This window comes from Cupriavidus pampae, assembly GCF_914271485.1.
Taxonomy (GTDB): Bacteria; Pseudomonadota; Gammaproteobacteria; order Burkholderiales; family Burkholderiaceae; genus Cupriavidus; species Cupriavidus pampae.
Genome location: NZ_CAJZAG010000005.1, coordinates 245861 through 265053 on the forward strand (window position 1 = coordinate 245861; position 19193 = coordinate 265053).

Annotated in this window: 16 protein-coding genes; 6 read left to right on the forward strand and 10 right to left on the reverse strand. The window is 64.5% G+C overall.

Annotated elements, in window-relative coordinates; genetic code table 11:
• The first annotated feature begins 63 nt into the window (after positions 1-63).
• Both LDO41_RS14210 and LDO41_RS14215 read left to right on the forward strand, forming a co-directional pair.
• The gene (locus LDO41_RS14210) at positions 64-1158 is read left to right on the forward strand and encodes a hypothetical protein (protein ID WP_223989161.1); all 1095 of its coding nucleotides are present in this window, start codon (positions 64-66) and stop codon (positions 1156-1158) included.
• Positions 1158-2069 (forward strand): antitoxin, encoded by a 912-nt coding sequence (locus LDO41_RS14215; RefSeq protein WP_223989163.1) that lies wholly within the window; start codon positions 1158-1160, stop codon positions 2067-2069. The genes LDO41_RS14210 and LDO41_RS14215 overlap by 1 nt, the downstream gene beginning before the upstream one ends.
• Here LDO41_RS14215 and LDO41_RS14220 read toward each other — a convergent pair.
• The 8 genes from LDO41_RS14220 to LDO41_RS14255 form a co-directional block, all read right to left on the reverse strand.
• Positions 2066-3136: a histone deacetylase family protein gene (locus LDO41_RS14220; protein ID WP_223989620.1), complete on the reverse strand. Its 1071-nt coding sequence runs from the start codon at positions 3134-3136 to the stop codon at positions 2066-2068. The genes LDO41_RS14215 and LDO41_RS14220 overlap by 4 nt on opposite strands.
• A 32-nt stretch (positions 3137-3168) precedes the next feature.
• Positions 3169-3480: a cupin domain-containing protein gene (locus tag LDO41_RS14225; protein WP_223989165.1), complete on the reverse strand. Its 312-nt coding sequence runs from the start codon at positions 3478-3480 to the stop codon at positions 3169-3171.
• A 33-nt stretch (positions 3481-3513) separates the two neighbouring features.
• Positions 3514-4776, reverse strand: a complete 1263-nt coding sequence (gene gabT, locus LDO41_RS14230; RefSeq protein ID WP_223989167.1) for a 4-aminobutyrate--2-oxoglutarate transaminase — start codon at positions 4774-4776, stop codon at positions 3514-3516.
• Positions 4777-4840: 64 nt separating this feature from the next.
• The gene (locus tag LDO41_RS14235) at positions 4841-6478 is read right to left on the reverse strand and encodes an ABC transporter ATP-binding protein (protein ID WP_223989169.1); all 1638 of its coding nucleotides are present in this window, start codon (positions 6476-6478) and stop codon (positions 4841-4843) included.
• Between the two features lie 37 nt (positions 6479-6515).
• Positions 6516-7355 carry an ABC transporter permease gene (locus LDO41_RS14240; protein WP_223989171.1) on the reverse strand — a complete coding sequence of 280 codons (840 nt, stop codon included), beginning with the start codon at positions 7353-7355 and terminating at the stop codon, positions 6516-6518.
• Positions 7352-8356 carry an ABC transporter permease gene (locus tag LDO41_RS14245; protein WP_223989173.1) on the reverse strand — a complete coding sequence of 335 codons (1005 nt, stop codon included), beginning with the start codon at positions 8354-8356 and terminating at the stop codon, positions 7352-7354. Before LDO41_RS14245 ends, LDO41_RS14240 begins: the two co-directional genes overlap by 4 nt.
• A 69-nt stretch (positions 8357-8425) precedes the next feature.
• A complete protein-coding gene (locus tag LDO41_RS14250; protein ID WP_223989622.1) occupies positions 8426-9985 on the reverse strand; it encodes an ABC transporter substrate-binding protein in 1560 nt (519 codons plus the stop codon).
• Positions 9986-10164: 179 nt separating this feature from the next.
• Positions 10165-11502 carry an ArgE/DapE family deacylase gene (locus LDO41_RS14255; RefSeq protein ID WP_223989175.1) on the reverse strand — a complete coding sequence of 446 codons (1338 nt, stop codon included), beginning with the start codon at positions 11500-11502 and terminating at the stop codon, positions 10165-10167.
• Between the two features lie 97 nt (positions 11503-11599).
• On the opposite strand from LDO41_RS14255, the gene pdxR reads away from it, so the two are divergent.
• Both pdxR and LDO41_RS14265 read left to right on the forward strand, forming a co-directional pair.
• Positions 11600-13210: a MocR-like pyridoxine biosynthesis transcription factor PdxR gene (gene pdxR / locus LDO41_RS14260; protein ID WP_223989177.1), complete on the forward strand. Its 1611-nt coding sequence runs from the start codon at positions 11600-11602 to the stop codon at positions 13208-13210.
• A 195-nt stretch (positions 13211-13405) separates the two neighbouring features.
• Positions 13406-14263, forward strand: coding sequence for a methionyl-tRNA formyltransferase (locus LDO41_RS14265; RefSeq protein ID WP_223989179.1), 858 nt, complete (start codon positions 13406-13408; stop codon positions 14261-14263).
• 45 nt (positions 14264-14308) lie between these two features.
• Here the strand turns inward: LDO41_RS14265 and LDO41_RS14270 are convergent, their stop codons facing one another.
• Together LDO41_RS14270 and LDO41_RS14275 are read right to left on the reverse strand one after the other, a co-directional pair.
• A complete protein-coding gene (locus LDO41_RS14270; RefSeq protein ID WP_223989181.1) occupies positions 14309-15343 on the reverse strand; it encodes a Bug family tripartite tricarboxylate transporter substrate binding protein in 1035 nt (344 codons plus the stop codon).
• Positions 15344-15394: 51 nt separating this feature from the next.
• A complete protein-coding gene (locus LDO41_RS14275; protein WP_223989183.1) occupies positions 15395-16618 on the reverse strand; it encodes a CaiB/BaiF CoA transferase family protein in 1224 nt (407 codons plus the stop codon).
• A 129-nt stretch (positions 16619-16747) separates the two neighbouring features.
• On the opposite strand from LDO41_RS14275, the gene LDO41_RS14280 reads away from it, so the two are divergent.
• The gene (locus tag LDO41_RS14280) at positions 16748-17644 is read left to right on the forward strand and encodes a LysR family transcriptional regulator (RefSeq protein WP_223989185.1); all 897 of its coding nucleotides are present in this window, start codon (positions 16748-16750) and stop codon (positions 17642-17644) included.
• A 60-nt stretch (positions 17645-17704) separates the two neighbouring features.
• Positions 17705-19192: a helix-turn-helix transcriptional regulator gene (locus LDO41_RS14285; RefSeq protein ID WP_223989187.1), complete on the forward strand. Its 1488-nt coding sequence runs from the start codon at positions 17705-17707 to the stop codon at positions 19190-19192.
• Position 19193 lies beyond the last annotated feature (1 nt).

Consider the following 19193-nt stretch of genomic DNA (forward strand, 5'->3'; position numbering starts at 1 on the left):
TTCCAGCGAATATTCGCTATAGTCATCATATTTACTGCGCAGTGAATATGGATCATCATCCACATGCCTGAATCCGTTTCAACCGAACGACAGCTGATCGCGCGCTTCATCGAAGCGCTGTGCGAACTTCCCGACGTACGGGCGGACGTCGGCCGGACGGACCCTGCTGCAGGTTCCGGCGACCGAGGGTACGACGCCCGCATTGATCTGCACGTAGCGGAAAAGTCCTTCGTCGTACTGCTTGAAGAAAAGAAAGCCGTCTTCCCACGTGATGTCCGCGAGCTCATCTGGAAATTTCGGGGGGTCATCCACAACTGGGCAACCGAGCATGGAAATGAACCCTTGACGCTGCTCGTAGCGGAGTCCATTTCACCCGGCGCGAAGGAACTGCTCAAGAGCGAGGGCATTGGTTATTACGACAGCGGCGGCAGCCTATACCTCCCTGCTCCTGGCGCGTACCTCTACATCGACAGGCCAGCACCCAAGGCATGGACTAAATCCTTTCAGACGTTGTTTGCCGGGCGACGCGCCCAAGTGCTTCACGCCCTGTTGGTACAGCATCAGGACTGGCTCGGCGTCACTGAACTGGCACAAAAGGCAACGGTATCGCCCGCCACCGCCTCGGAGGTGCTCACTGAACTGGAGCGCTTCGACTGGCTCGAGTCGCGTGGACAAGGCCCTAGCAAAGAACGCCACCTTCGCGAACCCACTACGCTACTGGATTCATGGGCCAAGGAGCTTGCCGCCATTCGTCAGCCGCCCGTGCCGCGCTACTACGTGCCAGGCGCAAAGGCTGACGCGCTGGCAGAGCGGCTTGGCCGCGCCTTCGACGCTCACGGCATCCAATACGCAATCACCCACGAAGCGGCCGCGCAGCGCTATGCGCCGTTTCTTTCCCACGTGTCCCAAGTACGCGCGCGCGTACTAACCGATGCGAACTTCGATGCCGCAATGGGCGACTTGGACGCACGTGTCGTTTACGAGGGCGCCAACTTGGGCATCATCGAAGCCAAGTCCGCCGGCGAACTGTTGTTCCGCGAGCAGAAGGATGGCCTGTGGCTGGCCAGCTCCATTCAGATCTACCTCGATCTGCTGCGCGGCGAAGGCCGCTCCAAGGAAATGGCTGAGCACTTCCGCAAAGAAAGGATCGGATTCTGATGGCCAAGCCTGCAACGCTCGACGGTTACAGCGACCCGTACACGGTGGATTGCGAGCGCGTTCTCGTGACGCTATTGCGCGGCCTCGGGCCTTGGAAGGATTCGGTCTATCTGGTCGGTGGGCTCACACCGCGGTATCTCGTCGCCGCGCGGCCGCCTGCGGTTCCCGCGCACGCGGGCACGCTGGACGTGGACATTGTGATTGACCTGCAGATCCTGGCCGACACCGAGGCGTATCACACGCTGGAGGACAACCTCAAGAAGATGGGCTTCGAGCGCGCCGAGAACAAATTTGGAACGAAGCTATCGTGGCGTTGGCAGACTCGCACTGAACACGGTGCGCTGATGATCCTGGAACTACTGGCTGACGCGCCGGAGCTCGCCGGCGGCAAGGTCCAGCCTCTGCCGACCGAGGGGACGATCTCGGCCCTGAACATCCCACATTCGTCGATCGTGTTCGACCTGCATCAGGTCACGGAAATTCAGGCGGAATTGCTGGGCGACAACGGCGTAGCCACCGAGAAGATCAAGCATGCCAATCTCGTCAGCTTCACTTGCCTGAAGTCGTTCGCATTCGACCAGCGATTCGAGCGTAAAGACGCGCACGATCTGATCTATTGCATCGAGCACGCAGCCGAAGGCATCGACGCAGTGGCAGAAGCCTTCAGCAAAGAGCGATCTGGCAAGCACGGCGCCGTCATCGAGGCTTCGCTGGCAATCCTGCGTAGTCGCTTCGCCAACGATGAGAAAACGGAGGGCTATCGCAAGGATGGCCCCGTTTCGGTTGCCAAGTTTGAGTTGGGCGAAGGCGATGAGCGCGAGCAACGCGAAGCGCGGGCACTGCGGCAGCGTGAAACCAGCGACGTGATCGAACAACTGCTTGCGCGAATCGACAAACGCGGAAGAAACTAGGCCGTGGCCGGCACGAAGCCGGAGAGGAATGCCTCGAGCGCGCGCCCGATTGCATCTACCTCGTAGCCGCCCTCCTGTACTACCACGGTTGGCACGCCAAGCGCATGAATGCGCTCGCCGATGCCGCGATACGCGTCGAGACCCACGCGAAGCACGCTGATAGGGTCGTGCACGTAGGTATCGAATCCGAGCGCCAGCACGAGCGCCTGCGGACGATAGTCGCGCAGCGCATCGAGCGCGCCGTCTAGTGCGGCCAGAAAGCCCACGTCGGCGGTGCCGTGGGGGAGCGGGAAATTCAGGTTGTAGCCGTAGCCCGCACCATGGCCGCGCTCGGTAGCGTAGCCGGTATAGAACGGGTAATAGTTGCTCGGGTCGGCATGCAGCGAGATGGTCATCACGTCGGAGCGCTGATAGAAGATCTGCTGCGTACCGTCCCCATGATGCGCATCCACGTCGAGCACTGCGACCTTGTCGAAGCGTTCGAGCAACGTCTGCGCGGCAATAGCCGAATTGTTGACGTAGCAAAAGCCGCTTGCGCGATCCGTGCGCGCGTGATGGCCGGAGGGCCGGCATAACGCATAGGCGAGGCCGCCCGCATCGGGCGCCGATACATGCCGTGCCGCCGCCACCGCGCTATGCGCCGACCGTTCGATCGAGCGCCAGCTGTGCGGGCCCAGCGGGCAGCTCAGATCGCCAAGGTAGTAGCCCGTCTGCGCGATGATATTGTCCGACGGGCACGGCGCGCGCCGCGTCTGATCAATGCGGCCGCTGTGATAGGGCGAGAGATTCGGCAGCACTTCGATACCGGGCTCCAGCGTCGATGATGCCAGCGCCGTCCAGCGCGTATAGGCCGTGGACAGGAAGTCGAGATACGCCGGACTATGCACCGTCTCCAGTGGCGCGCGCCCGTAGTCCGGCGGCGCGCTGACGGTGATTGCCCGGGCAGCGAGCGCGCGCTGCAGCGCCGCCGCGCGGGCGGGAACGTCGGTCGGCTCGCACAGCCGGCCGACGCGCATGAATTGCCGGGGCTGATGCAATAACTGGTCATCCGAGAAGAAGGCGCGCATGGTGGGTGGCATGGTCAATAGGGGTGCGGTCTTCACGCGCCGGCTGGCGTAGCGGATGGCGTCTTGAACTCGATCTCGACGAACACGCATTCGCCATCGTGGCCGTTGATCACGTTGTGCTCGACGCCCGCGGGCCGGTAGTACGCACGGCCGGCGACGAGGTCACTCGTCACCTGTCCCGCCGGCGTTTCCAATAACAGCGGGCCACTCGTCATCGGCACCACCACGTAGTCGTAACCGTGGCGGTGATGACCGGTTTCCGCGCCGCGCGCGAAGCGCCATTCGGTGACGGTCACGCGTTCGTTGTCGACCTGCACGGTCGGGACTGCCTGGGGTCGGGTCATCGTCATGTCCTGGTTGTGGCCGGTCGAGGCCGCTTATCGCGTCAATACGTCTTGGAGGATGTCGAGGCCTTCGTTCATCACCGCGTCCGGAATGGTCAGCGGAAACAGGAAGCGGATCACGTTGCCATGCACGCCGCACGAGAGCAGCAGCAGGCCGCGTTCGAGCGCGCGGTTCTGGACCTCGCGCGTGAACTCGGGATCGGGGCTGCCGTCGGCACGCTGGAACTCCACCGCGACCATCGCGCCGATGCCGCGCACTTCGGCCATCTGCGGCACGCGCGGCTTCATGCTGTTGAGACGCGTCACCAGCCGCTCGCCGAGCGCGGCGCCACGCGGAATCAGTTGCTCGGATTCCAGCACGTCGAGCACCGCCAGCGCGGCCGCCACCGCAAGCGGGTTGCCCGCGTAGGTGCCACCGAGGCCACCTGGCGCGGGCGCATCCATGATCTCGGCGCGACCGCATACCGCGGACAACGGCATGCCGCCGGCCAGGCTCTTGGCCATCGTGGTCAGGTCGGGCACGACGTCGTAGTGCTCCATCGCGAACAGCTTGCCCGTGCGCCCGAACCCCGTCTGCACTTCGTCGGCGATCAGCAGGATGCCGTGCTCGTCGCAAACCGCGCGCAGCATGCGCACGAACTCGGGCGGCGCGACGTTGAAGCCGCCCTCGCCCTGCACAGGTTCGAAGATGATGGCGGCCACGCGACGCGGATCGATATCGGCCTTGAACAGATGCTGGAGCGCCTTGCTCGCGTCCGCGACGGTCACGCCCTGCAGCGCCGAAGGAAACGGGGCGTGATAGACCTCGCCCGGAAACGGCCCGAAGCCCACCTTGTATGGCGCGACCTTGCCCGTCAACGCCATGCCCATCATCGTGCGGCCATGGAAGCCACCCGAGAACGCGATCACGCCGGGACGACCCGTGGCCGCGCGGGCGATCTTGATCGCATTCTCCACGGCTTCCGCACCGGTGGTGAAGAATGCGGTCTTCCGCGCGGAACGGCCCGGTGCGCGCTGGTTGATGCGCTCTGCCAGTTCGACATAGCTCGCGTACGGCACGATCTGATAGGCGGTATGCGTAAAGCGCTCCAGTTGCTGCTGCAGCGCCGCCACCAGCTTCGGATGGCGATGGCCGGTGTTCAGCACGGCGATGCCGGCCGCGAAGTCGATATAGCGCTTGCCTTCCACGTCCCAGATCTCGGCGTTCTCGGCGCGCTCGGCGTAGAAATTGCACATGACCCCCACCCCGCGCGGGGTGGCGGCATCCTTGCGGCGTAGCAGTTCGGCGTTCTTCATGATGCGTGGGGACTCCAGATTAATGAGGGCGTGTCTTGGTGGTTGTGATAGGCAAGGCCAGCGATCAGGCCGCCGCGGGCACGCGCGTCGGATCCCAGGCCTTGCCCGGAATCGCGTCGATCAGGCGTCGCGTGTAGTCATGTCGGGGCGCGTCGAAGATCTGCGCGGGCGGTCCCGCTTCCACCACGCGGCCGCGATGCATGACGATGACCTCGTGGCAAATCTGCGCGGCCACGCGCAGATCGTGCGTGATGAAGATCAGCGCGATATCGAGGCGTTGCTGCAGATCGGCGAGCAGCGCGAGCACCTGCGCCTGTACCGACACGTCGAGCGCCGACACCGACTCGTCGGCGACCAGCACGCGGGGCTCCAGGGCGAGCGCGCGCGCGATGCCGATGCGCTGACGCTGGCCGCCCGAGAACTGGTTCGGATACCGGTCGAAGGCCGAGGCCTCAAGACCAACCAGTTCGAGCAGTTCCCGCGTCCGCGCATCGGCGGTCTCGCGCGGCACGCCGCTGGCGACCGGTCCGTCAGAGATGATGCGGCCCACCGTGTGGCGCGGATTCAGCGAGGCGAACGGGTCCTGGAAGATCATCTGCACCGCGCGCCGCATCGGCCGGAACTGCCGCTCGGAGAGACGCGCGAGGTCATGGCCGTCGAACAGGATCTCGCCGCCATCGACGTGGGTCAGCTTGAGCAGGCACTTGCCGATCGTCGACTTGCCCGAGCCCGATTCGCCGACGATGCCGAGCGTCTCGCCGCGGCGCACGCGGAAACTCACATCGTCGACGGCATGAGTGACGCGTTTCTTCGCGAACAGGCCCCCGCCGGATACGTATGTCTTGCGCAGGTTGCGCACGTCGAGCACGGTGCGATCGTCGGCGCGTCCGCCCTCGCGCGCGCGGCCATGCGGCACCGCGCCGATCAGCCGACGCGTGTACGGGTGCCGCGGATCGTTGAGTACCTGCTCCGCGTTGCCCAGCTCGACGAGCACGCCCTTTTCCATCACCGCGACCCGGTCGGCAATCTCCGCGACCACGCCGAAATCGTGGGTGACGAACATCACGCCCATGCCCTTCTCGGCCTGGATGCGGCGGATCAGCGCGAGGATCTGCGCCTGCGTGGTGACATCGAGCGCGGTGGTCGGTTCGTCCGCAATCAGTAGCGCGGGCTCCAGCGCCAGCGCCATGGCGATGACCACACGCTGGCGCTGGCCGCCCGACAGCCGAAACGGATAGCTATGCACAATCGTCGCCGGATCCGGTAAGCCCACGAACTCGAGCAGCTCGAGCACACGGCGTGCGCGGGCTTCGCCCGGATACTCGCGATGCACGCGCATGACTTCGCCGATCTGGTCGCCGATCGTCATCACGGGATTGAGCGCGGACAGCGGCTCCTGGAACACCATCGCGATGTCCTTGCCGCGCATGCCGAGCAGCGTGGCCTCGTCCAGCGCGAGCAGGTCCTGTCCGCGGAACAGGATCTGGCCACGCTCCGGCTTCAGGTACGTCGGTAGCAGGCCCATGATCGCGTTTGCGCTCATCGACTTGCCAGACCCCGATTCGCCGACGATACAGAGGATTTCGCCTGCATGCAGGTCGTAGGAGATATTGCGGACCGCATGAGGGCGATCGCCCCCGGCGGGCAACGCGATGGACAGATCGCGAATCGACAGCAGCGGCTGGGCGTGGATGATGGACATGGGATCCCTTTCGCTCATCGTTTGCGCATTCATTCGATTACTCGCCACGGCGGCGCAGCTGGGGATTCATGGCATCGTTGAGCCCTTCCCCGATCAGGTTGATGGCCAGCACGGTGAGCAGGATGGCCACGCCGGGCCAGACGCTCATCCACCAGGCCTCGCGGATCATCGTGCGCGCGGCGCCGATCATGAAGCCCCAGCTCATCATGTTGCGGTCGCCAAGCCCGAGGAAAGACAGCGCCGATTCGGTCAGGATCGCCGTCGCGATCATGAACGATGCAGACACGATGATCGGCGACATCGCATTGGGCAGGATCTGCGTCAGGATGATCCGTAACGGACGCTGCCCGATGACGACGGCGGCCTGTACGAACTCGCGTTGCTTGAGCGTGAGGAACTCGCCCCGCACGAGCCGCGCGACCGGCGGCCACGACACGACTGAGATGGCGCCGACGATCGAGTAGATCGACGGATTGAAGATCGCGACGATCACCACCGCCATCGCAAGCTGCGGAATCGTCTGGAAGAACTCGGTGAACCGCATCAGCGCGTCGTCGATGCGGCCGCCGCAATAGCCGGCCACCGCGCCGATCAGGATGCCAAACACGAGCGCCACGGCGGTGGATACCACGCCAACAAGCAGCGATACGCGCGCGCCGTAGAGCAGACCGGCCGTGATGTCGCGCCCGAGCATGTCGGTACCGAACGGATAGGCCATGTCCGCAAACGGATGGATCAGCGGATCCGCCACCATCATCCACGGCGACTCCTCGTACAGCAGCGGAGCCAGGAATGACACTGCCACGACCGCGAGCAGCACCACGAGGCCCGCGACCGCGCCGGCATTGCGGCAATAGCGTCGAAGAAACGATGTCATGCGGCAGCCTCCCTGCCCCCGACGGCGATGCGCGGGTCGATGAATCGATAGAGGATGTCGGTCGCCAGGTTGAACACCACCACGAGCGCCGACGTCACGAAGAAGATGCCGAGCAATAGCTGATAGTCGCGCTGCAGCAGCGCGTCGAACATCAGCCGGCCGATACCGGGCCACGAGAACACGGTCTCGGTCAGCACCGCGCCGCCGGCCATCTGGCCGAGCTGGATGCCAGCAAACGTGATGACCGGCAGCAGCGCGTTGCGCAGCACATGCACCCGGATGACGCGCCGCGCGGGCACGCCCTTCGCGCGCGCGGTCTTCACGAAATCCATGCCCATCACCTCGAGCATCGACGCGCGCGTCAGCCGCACGTACACGGCCATGAAGAAGCAGCCGAGCGATACCGTCGGCAGCACCATATGCAGCGCGATGTCCTGCGCGCGCGCCAGACCCGTGTAGCCGGCGCCAACCGACTCCATGCCGAACGCGGGCAGCCAGCCGAGCACCACCGAGAACAAGATGATCGCCATCAGCGACAGCCAGAACAATGGCGTCGCGTACAGCAGCAGCGCACCCGACATCACCGCGCTGTCGATCCACCGCCGCCGGTTCTCGTATCGTGTGCGCGCGGCAATCACGCCGAGCAGCACACCCAGCACGATCGAGAACACGAAGGCGCCGCTCATCAGCAGGAACGTCGCGGGCAGCCGGTCCAGAATCAGGTCGAGTACCGGCAGGTGATTGCGGTACGAGTAACCGAGGTCGAGGTGCGCCACGCCTTTGAGGTAGATGCCGAGCTGCGTGACGACGGGCTTGTCGAGGCCGAACTCCTCGCGCAGTTGCGCCACGTACGCGGCATCACCGGCACCGGCTTCGCCCGCCATCACCGTGGCGGGGTCGCCTGGCGCAAGGCGGATCAGGAAGAAGTTGATGATCACCACGCCCAGCACGACGACCAGCGCCTTGCCGAGCCGGGACACAAAGAAAGACAGGAAATTCACGGCGCACGCTCCGCGGGAAATGCCATCGATCGCGCCCTCCCCGCCTCGGGAGGGCGCGGGTTCCTCGACTTAGTTCTTCTCGATCGATACGTTGTCGAAGGACTCGTTGAGCCCGATCGCGCTGGTCACGAGGTTCTTGACGTTCTTGCGATAGAGCGTCGGAAACTCGATCTCGAACAGGTTTGCGTTGGCGACATCGTTCACCAGGATGCGCTGCACCTCGCTATAGAGCTTCTGGCGCTCGGCGGAGTCCATCGTGACACCGGCCTTCGTCCACAGCTCGTCGGCCTGCGGATTGTTGTAACCCTGCACGTTCGCGAACGGCGTGCCCTTGACGATATTGCGCGCCACGTAGAGGCGTTCCACGCCCAGCGCGGGGTCGCCGTACTGGTACGTGTACGTGATAGTCATGTCGAAGTCCCAGTTGCCCACGCGCGCGGCCCACGTGCCCGCATCGGCGGACTCGATGCTGACCTTGAAGCCGAGCGGCTCGAGCATCTGCTTCACGTACTCGTCGAGGCGATCCCAGTTGGCACCGTACGACGTCGACAGGATCTTGATCGGATACTGGCCAACGTCCACGCCCGACGCCTTGATCTCTTCGCGCGCCTTCTTGAGGCTGAACTCGAACTGCGGAATGTTCTTGTCGAAGAACAGCGTGCTCGATGCAAACGGGCTGACCGCGGGCTTGCCCATACCGAAGAAGATGTTGTCCACGATGAGCTTGCGGTTGAGCGCATGCATCACGGCCTGCCGCACCTTCACGTTATTGAACGGTGGCTTGCGCTCGTTGAGCAGCATGCTTGCCATCGGCGCGAACATCTCCCAGCCTTTCGTCGTGTACTCGACATTGGGCAGCGCGCGCAGACGCTTGACATCGACGTTATCCACATCGCCGCCGCGCAGCACCTGCACGTCGCCCTTCTCGAACGCGACCGCGCGCGAGGCCGAATCGGGAATCACGTAGAACACGAGCTCGTCGAGGTAAGGCTTGCCTTTCTTCCAGTAGTTCGGATTCTTGGCGAGCTTGATATACGCGCCCTTCTTCCATTCCTTGAACATGAACGGACCCGTTCCGATCGGCTTCTGGTTGGCCGGGTTGTTCCGATAGTCGGTGCCTTCGTACAGATGCTTGGGCATCATCGGCATCGTGCCCGTCTCGAACATCGAGATGAACGGCGGGAACGGCTCCTTGAGCTTGATCTCGACCGTCGTGTCATTGACCGCGCGGATCGACGCCATGTACTTGTTGATGACCGCGCGCGTGCGCACATGCACCTCGCGCAGCAGCTTGTCGATCGAGAACACCACGTCGGCGGACGTGAACGGCTTGCCGTCGTGCCACTTGACGCCGCTCTGCAGTTCGAACGTGTAGGTCAGCCCGTCCGGCGAGATCTTCCACGACTTGGCGAGCTCCGGCTGCGGCTTCAGGTCCGCCGAGTAGGTGAGCAGGCCTTGGTAGATCTTGCCCGCGATGTACTGCGTAGGCGCCTGGGAGTTGAGCGCGCTCACGAGAATCGGCGGCTCGGGCTGAACGATGCCCGACAACGTGCCGCCTGCCGTCTGCGCGATGGCACTGGTGCTGGTGAAGCCCGCCACCACCGCGGCCGCGGCGATGACCATCGACATCAGGCTCCCCCTGATACGCGTCTTGCTGCCGACTGATTTCATGGTGCGTTTCATCGGTCGAATCCTTTTGTTCTGACGAGTGATATGGACGAGTGAGGGCAACCGGCCGCCGCCGCTCGCGCGGGTCGTCAGCCAGGGAAGTACTGCTACAGGAAACGAAAGGTGATGCGGCGGTGCGGTCAGTCCACGGCGGGCTCCACGCCACACCAGTCGTGCAGGAACAGTGCGAACGTGGTGGCCACGCGCACCATGCTGTCGATCGACACAGACTCGTCGATCCCGTGGATATTGCGCGCCTCGGGTCCGTAGCACGTGACTGGCGTATCGAGCGTCAGCCGGAAGTGACGGGCATCCGTGGTCGCGGTCGTGGCCTGCCGCGCGGGCGGCGCGCCGTGGACCTGTTCGTGCGCGTGCGCGAGCGCCTGCATGGGTGCGTTGTCGAGATCGAACTCGCAGCCCGGCGCGTGAAAGCCTTCGTAGCGGATATTCAAGGTGAGATTGCTTGCGAGCCGCGCGAGGGTATCGCGCACGCACGCCGCCACTTGTGCCTTGGCGTCATCGACATTCATCTGCGGATAGAAGCCGATGCGCACGCCGAGCGTGCAGGTGCACGGCACCGACGAATTCCACTCGCCGCCCTGAATCTGTCCGAGATTGAAGTTGATCGGATGCGCGTGATCGCGATAGACGGCGGGGCGGTTCTCGGGCAGGTTCCATTGCGCCTCCAGCTTGCGCAGGTCCGCCATGACCGCAATACCGGCTTCGATCGGATTGACGCCGGTCGTCATGTACGCGGCATGCGCGGGGCGACCCGTGAGTTCCACGAACATCCAGAACACGCCCATCTGCGCGCTCATGAGCCCTTCTCCCAGCGGCTCAGGAATCAGTACCGCATCGAACGAGGCCAGCTTGCCCGCACCCACAGCGCTGCGCAATGCCGCCACCGTAGCCAGCGCACCGTTGCCGGTGTTCTCTTCCTCGAGCACCGCGTTGAAGCCGACCGCGCCGGCGGGCTGCACGCCAAGCGACTTCAGCGCCTTGAACGCGGCCAGTGCGCAGACGATGCCGGCCTTCATGTCGCCGGCACCCCGACCGAAGAGCCAGCCGTCCTCGATATACGGCGCGAATGGGTCACGGCGCCACATCGACACGGGGCCGGTGGGCACTACGTCGAGATGGCCGTTGAACAGCACCGAGCGGCCGCCGCGCGTGGCGGGGCGATGCGTCGCCAGCAAGTTGTAGCGGCCGCCATCGGGACAGCACGACGGCGAGTACAGCGGCAAGTCCTTCAACGCCGCGGTATTCAGCACGATATGTTCCGATTGCAGGCCGAGGTCCTGAAGGGCGCGCTCCATGACATCCACGGCGGGTTGCTCGTTGCCCGACAGACTGGGCGCGGCCACGAGGTCGGAGAGCGTATCGACCATGTAGGGCACGAGTGCGCGCACGGCATCCGCGACGGATAACGTCGAGAGGTTCGACGAAGCGTTATTGGTGGCAACCGCACTGGGTGTCATGAGCACTCCGGAAAAAAACAACATCGGCACGGATGAAAATTAGCCGATGGTTGGTACCATCGGTAGGTCCATGTCTTTAATTTTCCGCGGGGCCACTTTGAAAGAGACACTGCTTTCGGAACTGCTGCTGCAACGGCTCGAGCGTCCCGGCGGCGACGCGCTGGCGGGCAAGTCGAACGAGCATATGAATCGCCAGCTGTACGCGATCATTCGGGCGGAAATCCTTGCTGGTACTGTGCCTGCGGGTAGCAAGCTGCCCGCATCGCGCGCGCTTGCAAAAGATATCGGGATCTCTCGCAACACGGTGTTGTATGCGTACGAGCAACTGCTTGCCGAGGGATACGTCACGGCGTCGAGCGGAAGTGGCACCTTCGTGTCGCACACCATGCCCGACCATCGTGCATTGCACAACGGCAGTGCGCACAGTGGCACCACTGGTGTGCCCGCCCCGCAGTCGGCCACGCATCCACATGCGAACCGCTCCGCGTTGTCGCGGCGTGGCCAGCATCTGGTCTCGCATGCCAGCGCGTCGGATCGCCAGTGGGGCGCATTCGTCGCGGGCGTGCCCGACGTCTCACTGTTTCCGCATGGCGTGTGGTCGCGGTTGCTGAGCAAGCATTGGCGCAACCCCAGCCCGCAACTGCTCACGTATGCGCACCACGGCGGTCACGGCCCGCTCAAGCAGCAGTTGGCCGAACATCTGCGCGTGGTGCGTTCGGTGCGCTGCGAGCCGGACCAGATCATCGTGACCACCGGCATCCATCAGGCGGTCGATCTGATCGCGCGCCTGCTCGCGGACCCCGGCGATCGCGCCTGGATGGAGGACCCCGGCTACTGGGGCACACGCAGCCTGCTGCACAGCGCGGGCGTGGAACCGATCCCGGTGCCCGTCGATGAGGAAGGCATCGCGCCAGGGGCCGCGGCACTGCAGGACCCGCCCCGTTTTATCTTCGTCACGCCATCACACCAATATCCGCTCGGCATGATGATGAGCCTGTCGCGCCGGCGCATGCTGCTCGAGTACGCGCGGCAGCGCGGGGCGTGGATCATCGAGGACGACTACGACAGCGAGTTCCGTTTCGAAGGGCGCCCGGTGGCCTCGCTGCAGGGCCTCGACGAACACGACCGCGTGATCTACATGGGCACGTTCTCGAAAACGTTGTTTCCCGGCCTGCGCATGGGCTTCATGGTCCTGCCCAAGCCGCTCGCGCCGCACTTCGCACTCGCACTGTCCGAGCTCTATCGCGAAGGCCAGCTCGTGCAGCAGGCCGTGCTCGCGGACTTCATCGAGGAAGGCCACTACGCCACGCATATCCGCCGCATGCGCCAGCGTTATGCGCAACGGCAAGCGCTGCTGCGCGAGGCCATTGCCGCGCGCTTCGGCGCGGACTGGCCCACCTCCACGCACGAGGCTGGACTGCACATGGTGATGCATCTGCCGCCAGGCGCGGACGACCTAGGCATCAGCATGGCCGCGCGCACGCAGGGACTGTCGGCGCGACCACTATCGCGCTACTACACCGATGCCACGCACGCGCAGCAGGGGCTGCTGCTTGGCTATGCATGCGTGCCCGAAGCGGAAATCGCGCCTGCGTTCCGCAAGCTCGCGGAGGTCATCGAACCCGCGCTCGAGCATCTGGCGCGCACGCGCGAGCCGCGCCGGCCACTGGCGGCGCGTATCAGCGAGGAGGCGTGGAGCGGCGCGTAGTAGGAGAGCCGGCTTGCGCCAGCTTGATGTATCCGCTCGGTATCGACGGGAACACATTGATGGGCTTCCGCTTACAGACGATGAATCGGCATTACGGCCGGTTAAATGCTGGGAAAATCAGGCCCAGTTCGCGGCATCCGGATAAGAAGCCATGGCTACGATGCGACCCTTGTCATCACTGCCAGACGAGCCCAGATGCGCTTTGCCTTTGCCGGATTCGACCAGTGGCGTGGCGTCTTCGACGCCTTCATCGCCGAGAGCTGGGAACCCCTCGCGCTCTTTACCGTGCCAGTGGATCACCGGAGCGACTTTCACGATGAAGTCGTAGCGCGGGCAGGCCGGCACGGGATTCCAGTGCAGATGTCGCGCATCCGGGAGCAGGATCTGCGGGCACTGGGCGAGAAACAGTGCGACCTACTCGTCGTGGCGGGCTACACGTGGAAGATCCCGGACTGGACACCATATCTGCCACACGCCATCAATTTCCACCCGTCGCCGTTGCCAGAGGGACGCGGACCCTACCCCTTGTTTCGCGCAATCCTCGAAAACCGGCGTGAGTGGGGCGTGAGCTGCCATCGCATTGCGCCCGATTTCGACACGGGCGACATTCTTGCCGCGAACCCGCTGGCCCTCGCCCCCGACGAATGCCATGAAACGCTCCAACTGAAGCTGCAGATTGCGACACAGCGGCTCGCCAGCCGCGTGGCCACGAACTTCCATGCGCTGTGGAAGGCCAGACAGCCGCAGCAAGGCGGCAGCTACTGGCCGCGGATCACCGACGCGGAACGAACGCTGGATTTCTCGCGCCCGGTAGCCGAAATTCTGCGCGTGGCCCGGGCCTTGGGATGGCAGGAATGCATCGCGCCAGTGGGCCATGGCAAGTCGGTCTACGTACGCCGCGCGGCCGGGTGGGTAGAACCTCACGCGCATGCACCTGGCAGCCTCGTCCATCAGTATCGGCGGGAGATCGTAGTGGCGGCGCAGGACGGATTTATCGCTTTGCTCGAATGGAATCCGATCTCCCCGCTCACCCGGGCCGGGTTGGGCATGTAGAAAAATCAGGCACCCCTCTCCCGGAGACCACGAGCAAACCGTTCGTCAGAGCGCGCTGATGTTCTTGGCCTTCACGACCGCGCTCCAGCGGTCGTAGTCCTTGTTCAGGCGTGCCTGCATCTGCTTGCCGTCCTGGTACGCGGCAATCGCGCCCGCGGTGACCAGCTTCTGCTGAAGCTCCTTGTCCGTCGTCACGATGTCGCGCGTCTCCGCGTTGAGGCGGTCGATCACGGCCTGCGGCGTGTCCAGCGGCGCGATCAGGCCGCCCCATGAATCGAAGTCGAAGTTCGCGAAGCCCTGCTCGGAAACCGTCTTGACGCCGGGCAGCAGCACCTTCGCGTTCGGCGAGCTCAGCGCGATGGCCTTGAGCTTGCCCGCGCGGATATGCGGCAGCGCGGCCACCACGTCGGCGAACATGACGCCGATCTGGCCACCGAGCAGATCCGACACCGCCGGCGCGCTGCCCTTGTACGGCACGTGCTGCATATCGAATCCGCCGAGATCCTTCAGTTGCTCCATCGCCAGATGACCGAAGCTGCCGGTGCCGGAGCTCGTGTAGTTCAGCGGCGTCTTGCTGGTCTTGGCAAAGCGGATCAGCTCCGGCAGCGACTGCACATCAGGCACCACCGCAGGGTTGATCACGATCGCCATCGGCAGCACGTAGACCGTGGCCACGGACAGGAAGTCCTTCTTCACGTCGTACGCGTTGTTCTTGTACATCAGCGGTGCCAGCAGCGCGGGCATGCCGAACATCGACAGGTTGTAGCCATCGGCCGGGCTCTTGATAAAGCCCGCGGTGCCGATCGAACCCGACGCACCGGGCTTGTTCTCGATGACCACCTGCTGACCAAGGCGCTCCGACAGTTTCTGCGCGAGGATACGCGCCGCGGTATCGGTGGGACCGCCCGCGGGAAATGCCACCACCATCTTGATGTACTTGTCGGGCCAGCCGGCCTTGGCAAACGCGCCGGGCATCAGCGTCGCGAGCGATGCGGCGGCACCGGCCTTGAGCCACTGACGGCGGCCGTGCTGGTGGTCGTTCATCGCGTGCGGGTGCTCATTGGTGGTGATGGTCTTCATGCTGTCTTGTCTCCGTGAATCAATCGTCGTTCTGTTCTGTGGCGCGGCGCGTCAGATGACGCCGTCCGCGCGCAGCGCCGCGATGGCGTCGTCGTCGAGCTGCAGCAGCTCGCGGAATACTTCGCGCGTGTGCTCGCCCATATGCGGCGGTGGCATGCGCACCGGCATGCGTTCACCATCCATCGCATACGGCGGTGCCAGCACAGCCTGCGCGCCCGCCTCGCTGTCCTCGAAGCGATGCAGCAGCCCTGCCTGCGCGGTGCGTTCGGACTGCAACGCCTCGAGCATGCCAAGCACCTCGCCGCATGGGATCTGCGCGGCATTGAGCCGTGCCAGCAGATCCGCTCGCGTGAAGCGGCGCAATACCTCGCGCAGCTCGGGCAGCAGCACGTCGCGATGGGTCGCGCGTGCGGTGTTGGTGGCGAAGCGTTCGTCCTCGGCCCATTCGGGACGGCAGATCACCTCGCGGCAGAAACGCTGAAACTGGCCGTTGTTGCCCACCGTGATCACGAGCGGACCATCGGCGGCGTCGAACACGCCATAGGGCACGATCGACGGATGCGCATTGCCGAACTTGGGCTGCTCGGCGTTGCGCAGCATCGCTTCCATGCCGTAGTAGGATGGAATCATCAGCCCGCAGTCGTAGAGCGCCATCTGCACGTGGCGGCCCCGGCCGGTGGTGTGCCGCGCGAACAGCGCGGCGAGGATCGCCTGCGCCGAGAACATGCCCGTGAACATATCCACTGCGGCTATACCGAATTTCAGTGGGCCCTGGCCTGCTTCGCCATTGGTGGCCATCACGCCGGCCTCGCCCTGCACGACGAGGTCGTAGCCGGGACGTTCAGCTTCGGGAGAAGAACGCGAGTAACCCGAGATCGAGCAGTAGACGATGCGCGGATTGATCTCGCTGAGCTGTTCATAGCCCAGGCCGAGTTTCTCGGCACCGCCCACCTTGAAGTTCTGGATCACGACGTCGCTCTGCGCCACGAGCTTGCGCACCAGTGCGACGCCCTGCTCGCTCTGCAGATCCAGCGTGACCGAGCGCTTGTTGCGGTTGGCGCTATTGAAGTAGGACGTATTGCGCGTGCCGATACGGATGCCCCAGTCGCGCGTATCGTCGCCGCGCGCGGGGTGCTCCACCTTGATCACGTCCGCGCCAAGGTCCGCCAGCGCCATCGCGCACATCGGTCCCGCGAGCACGCGCGAGAGGTCTAGCACGCGTACGCCTGCCAGCGGCAGGGGTGCCGCGGATTGTTCGTTGTCTTGCGAATGCATTCAGTTGTCTCCCGAACCCACGCGGATCCAGGCGGTCCGGTTGTCTTGTTCAGTAGCGATTGTGTATATGTTCTTTATGTTTGACAATTGCTACGGAAATTCACCATATACGACAACTTCAGGTTGACAATGGACCAGACTGCCCTGTCTCTGCTCGTTGACATCATCGATGCCGGCAACCTGAGCCGCGCCGCGAACCAGCTCGGGATGAGCCGGGCCAACGTGAGCAAGCGGCTCAACCAGTTCGAGCGGCAGCTCGGGGCGGAACTGCTCCGGCGCAGTACGCGGCAACTGGAGCCGACCGAACTCGGCTGGCAGCTCTACGAGCATGGGCGAGCCATCCGCCATCAGCTGATGGCGGCGCAGGAATCAGTGCAGAGCCTGGGCAAGCGGCTCAGCGGCACGGTGCGGCTGAGCGTGCCGAGCGGCTTCGGGCAGCACACGATGTCCGCGTGGTTCATGGAATTCATGGCGATGTATCCAGCCATCACGCTGAATGTGATCTTCGACAACGATATCGAGGATCTGATCAAGGGCGCGGTGGACTTCTCGGTGCGGGTCATGGGCGAGACGCCGACGCACGCGGTGGCCTACACCCTCGGCGATGTGGAGTACGTGGCCTGCGCCACACCTGGCCTGGCGCGCGAGGCCGGCATGCCGCAGACGCTCGATCAGTTCGGCGATCTGCCGTTGATCACCTCCGAACTCACGGGCCAGAAGCTGTTGGCGGCCGGACGGCTCGGTACCGCGAGCGGGCAGTTGCAGATTCATCCGCGCCTGATGTCGGCCAACTTCTTCTTCCTGCGCGACGCTATCCTGCAGGGGCTGGGCGTGGGACTGCTGCCCCGATACATGGTGGCGCGCGATATCGAGGCGGGCACGCTGGTGCGCTTGCCATTGCCGCCTGCCGATCTTGCGTTCCTGCGGACAACAATGTATCTGCTGTACCTGCCGACGCGCTACCAGACGCGCGCCGTGGCCACCCTGATTGCCTTCCTGCGGGAGAAGACGGCATCGGTCAATTAGCCGATCCTGTGCCGCAAGATCACGCGATATAGTTACCGCAAGCGTTTTCCCCAGGTTCCGATGACCGACCAGACAGCCAGCAGCCGTTCCCAGCTTCGTGTGTTCGATGTGGTGAAAGCGCTCGCATTTGTCGGCGACCTGAGTATGGGCCAGCCGACCAACTATTCGCTCCGCACCGCGTGGCTGGCCACGCGTCTGGCACAGGCGGCGCAACTCGATGCCGCGGCGTGCCATACGGCCTGCGAGACAGCCTTGCTGCGATGGGCGGGCTGCACGGCCAATGCTGGCGGCTTTGCCGAAGTGTTCGGGGACGATATCGCGACCCGTGCGGCGATGCTCGACGGGCGCACCATCGATTGGCTCAAGCCCATGGAGCAGGCAGGCGGCGCTGGTGTCGTGCTGCAGCCGCTGGCGCAAATCCACTGCGAGGTGTCGGCGGAAGTGGGTCGCATGCTGGGTCTGGCGCCCGCGACGGAAACGGCGTTGCGCCATATTTTCGAGGCGTGGGACGGCAGTGGGCAGCCTGCACACCTTCAGGGCGATGCCGTGCCAATGGCGGTATGTGTGGTCTCGCTGGCCGGGGATCTTGAAGTCCTGAGCCGCACGCATGGGACCGAACTTGCGCTCGCTTTGATCGGTCGATACGCCGGCCATCGCTATCCGGCGTGGCTTGCCTCGGTCGCCACGACTCACGCGGCGGAGTGGCTCGCGGAGCTGGAGGCCAGTTCACCTGCCACGCTCGACACTGCCCTGGCGACGCCGCCAATGCAGCGCACCACTTCCGCAGAGTTGATTGCCGATGTCATCGACCTCAAGTTGCCGTGGATGATGGGCTTCTCGCGCGCCGTCGCGGCCACGGCGGCTGGCGCTTTGGCGCGCCTCACCTCCGACAAATCGGCGCACGCGCGCATCTACCGTGCAGGATTGATCCACGGGCTGGGCCGGGCCGCTGTGCCCAATCAGATCTGGAACATGACGACGCCATTGCCGGAAAGCGCATGGGAACGGCTTCGCCTGGTCCCGTACTGGACCGCGCGCGCCGCGCAATGGCAGGGGCCGCTCGGTGAAGCGGCCGAGCTCGCCTCGTTTGCGTATGAGCGAGTGGACGGCTCCGGCTATTTTCGCGGAGCCCGCGATCAGGCCCTGTCGGTCGAGGCACGCGTGCTTGCCGCGGCGGTGGCCTGGGTCGCGATGCGCGCGCGGCGCCCGTGGCGTGCTGCCCTATCCGAGGACACCGCGATCAAGGCAATACGAGATGAGGTTGCGGCCGGCCGCCTGTGCGGCGAGGCGGTCGAGGCGTTGTTGTCCGATGGCATCGGCGGCGCCCAACGATTGCCGCAAACCCGTGATCATGGCGCCCGCCTGTCGCCGCGCGAAGTCGATGTCCTCCGCGCGGTGTCGCGTGGCGCGACCAACAAGGAAACTGCGCGCGAACTCGAGCTCAGCCCCAGCACCGTGGCCACGCACCTCGAGAGCGTGTTTCGCAAGCTTGGATGCACCACGCGCGCAGCCGCCACGCTCAAGGCGTCGGCGCTGGGACTGCTTTGAC

Bases quoted from the DNA above. Each gene is read 5' to 3' on its own strand.
- LDO41_RS14215 (WP_223989163.1), top strand. From the start codon at position 1,158: ATGGCCAAGCCTGCAACGCTCGACGGTTACAGCGACCCGTACACGGTG.
- LDO41_RS14220 (WP_223989620.1), bottom strand. From the start codon at position 3,136: ATGCGCGCCTTCTTCTCGGATGACCAGTTATTGCATCAGCCCCGGCAA.
- LDO41_RS14225 (WP_223989165.1), bottom strand. From the start codon at position 3,480: ATGACCCGACCCCAGGCAGTCCCGACCGTGCAGGTCGACAACGAACGC.
- LDO41_RS14210 (WP_223989161.1), top strand. From the start codon at position 64: ATGCCTGAATCCGTTTCAACCGAACGACAGCTGATCGCGCGCTTCATC.
- LDO41_RS14240 (WP_223989171.1), bottom strand. From the start codon at position 7,355: ATGACATCGTTTCTTCGACGCTATTGCCGCAATGCCGGCGCGGTCGCG.
- LDO41_RS14255 (WP_223989175.1), bottom strand. From the start codon at position 11,502: ATGACACCCAGTGCGGTTGCCACCAATAACGCTTCGTCGAACCTCTCG.
- LDO41_RS14275 (WP_223989183.1), bottom strand. From the start codon at position 16,618: ATGCATTCGCAAGACAACGAACAATCCGCGGCACCCCTGCCGCTGGCA.
- LDO41_RS14235 (WP_223989169.1), bottom strand. From the start codon at position 6,478: ATGTCCATCATCCACGCCCAGCCGCTGCTGTCGATTCGCGATCTGTCC.
- LDO41_RS14265 (WP_223989179.1), top strand. From the start codon at position 13,406: ATGCGCTTTGCCTTTGCCGGATTCGACCAGTGGCGTGGCGTCTTCGAC.
- LDO41_RS14280 (WP_223989185.1), top strand. From the start codon at position 16,748: ATGGACCAGACTGCCCTGTCTCTGCTCGTTGACATCATCGATGCCGGC.
- LDO41_RS14285 (WP_223989187.1), top strand. From the start codon at position 17,705: ATGACCGACCAGACAGCCAGCAGCCGTTCCCAGCTTCGTGTGTTCGAT.
- gabT (WP_223989167.1), bottom strand. From the start codon at position 4,776: ATGAAGAACGCCGAACTGCTACGCCGCAAGGATGCCGCCACCCCGCGC.
- LDO41_RS14250 (WP_223989622.1), bottom strand. From the start codon at position 9,985: ATGTCGATGGTCATCGCCGCGGCCGCGGTGGTGGCGGGCTTCACCAGC.
- LDO41_RS14270 (WP_223989181.1), bottom strand. From the start codon at position 15,343: ATGAAGACCATCACCACCAATGAGCACCCGCACGCGATGAACGACCAC.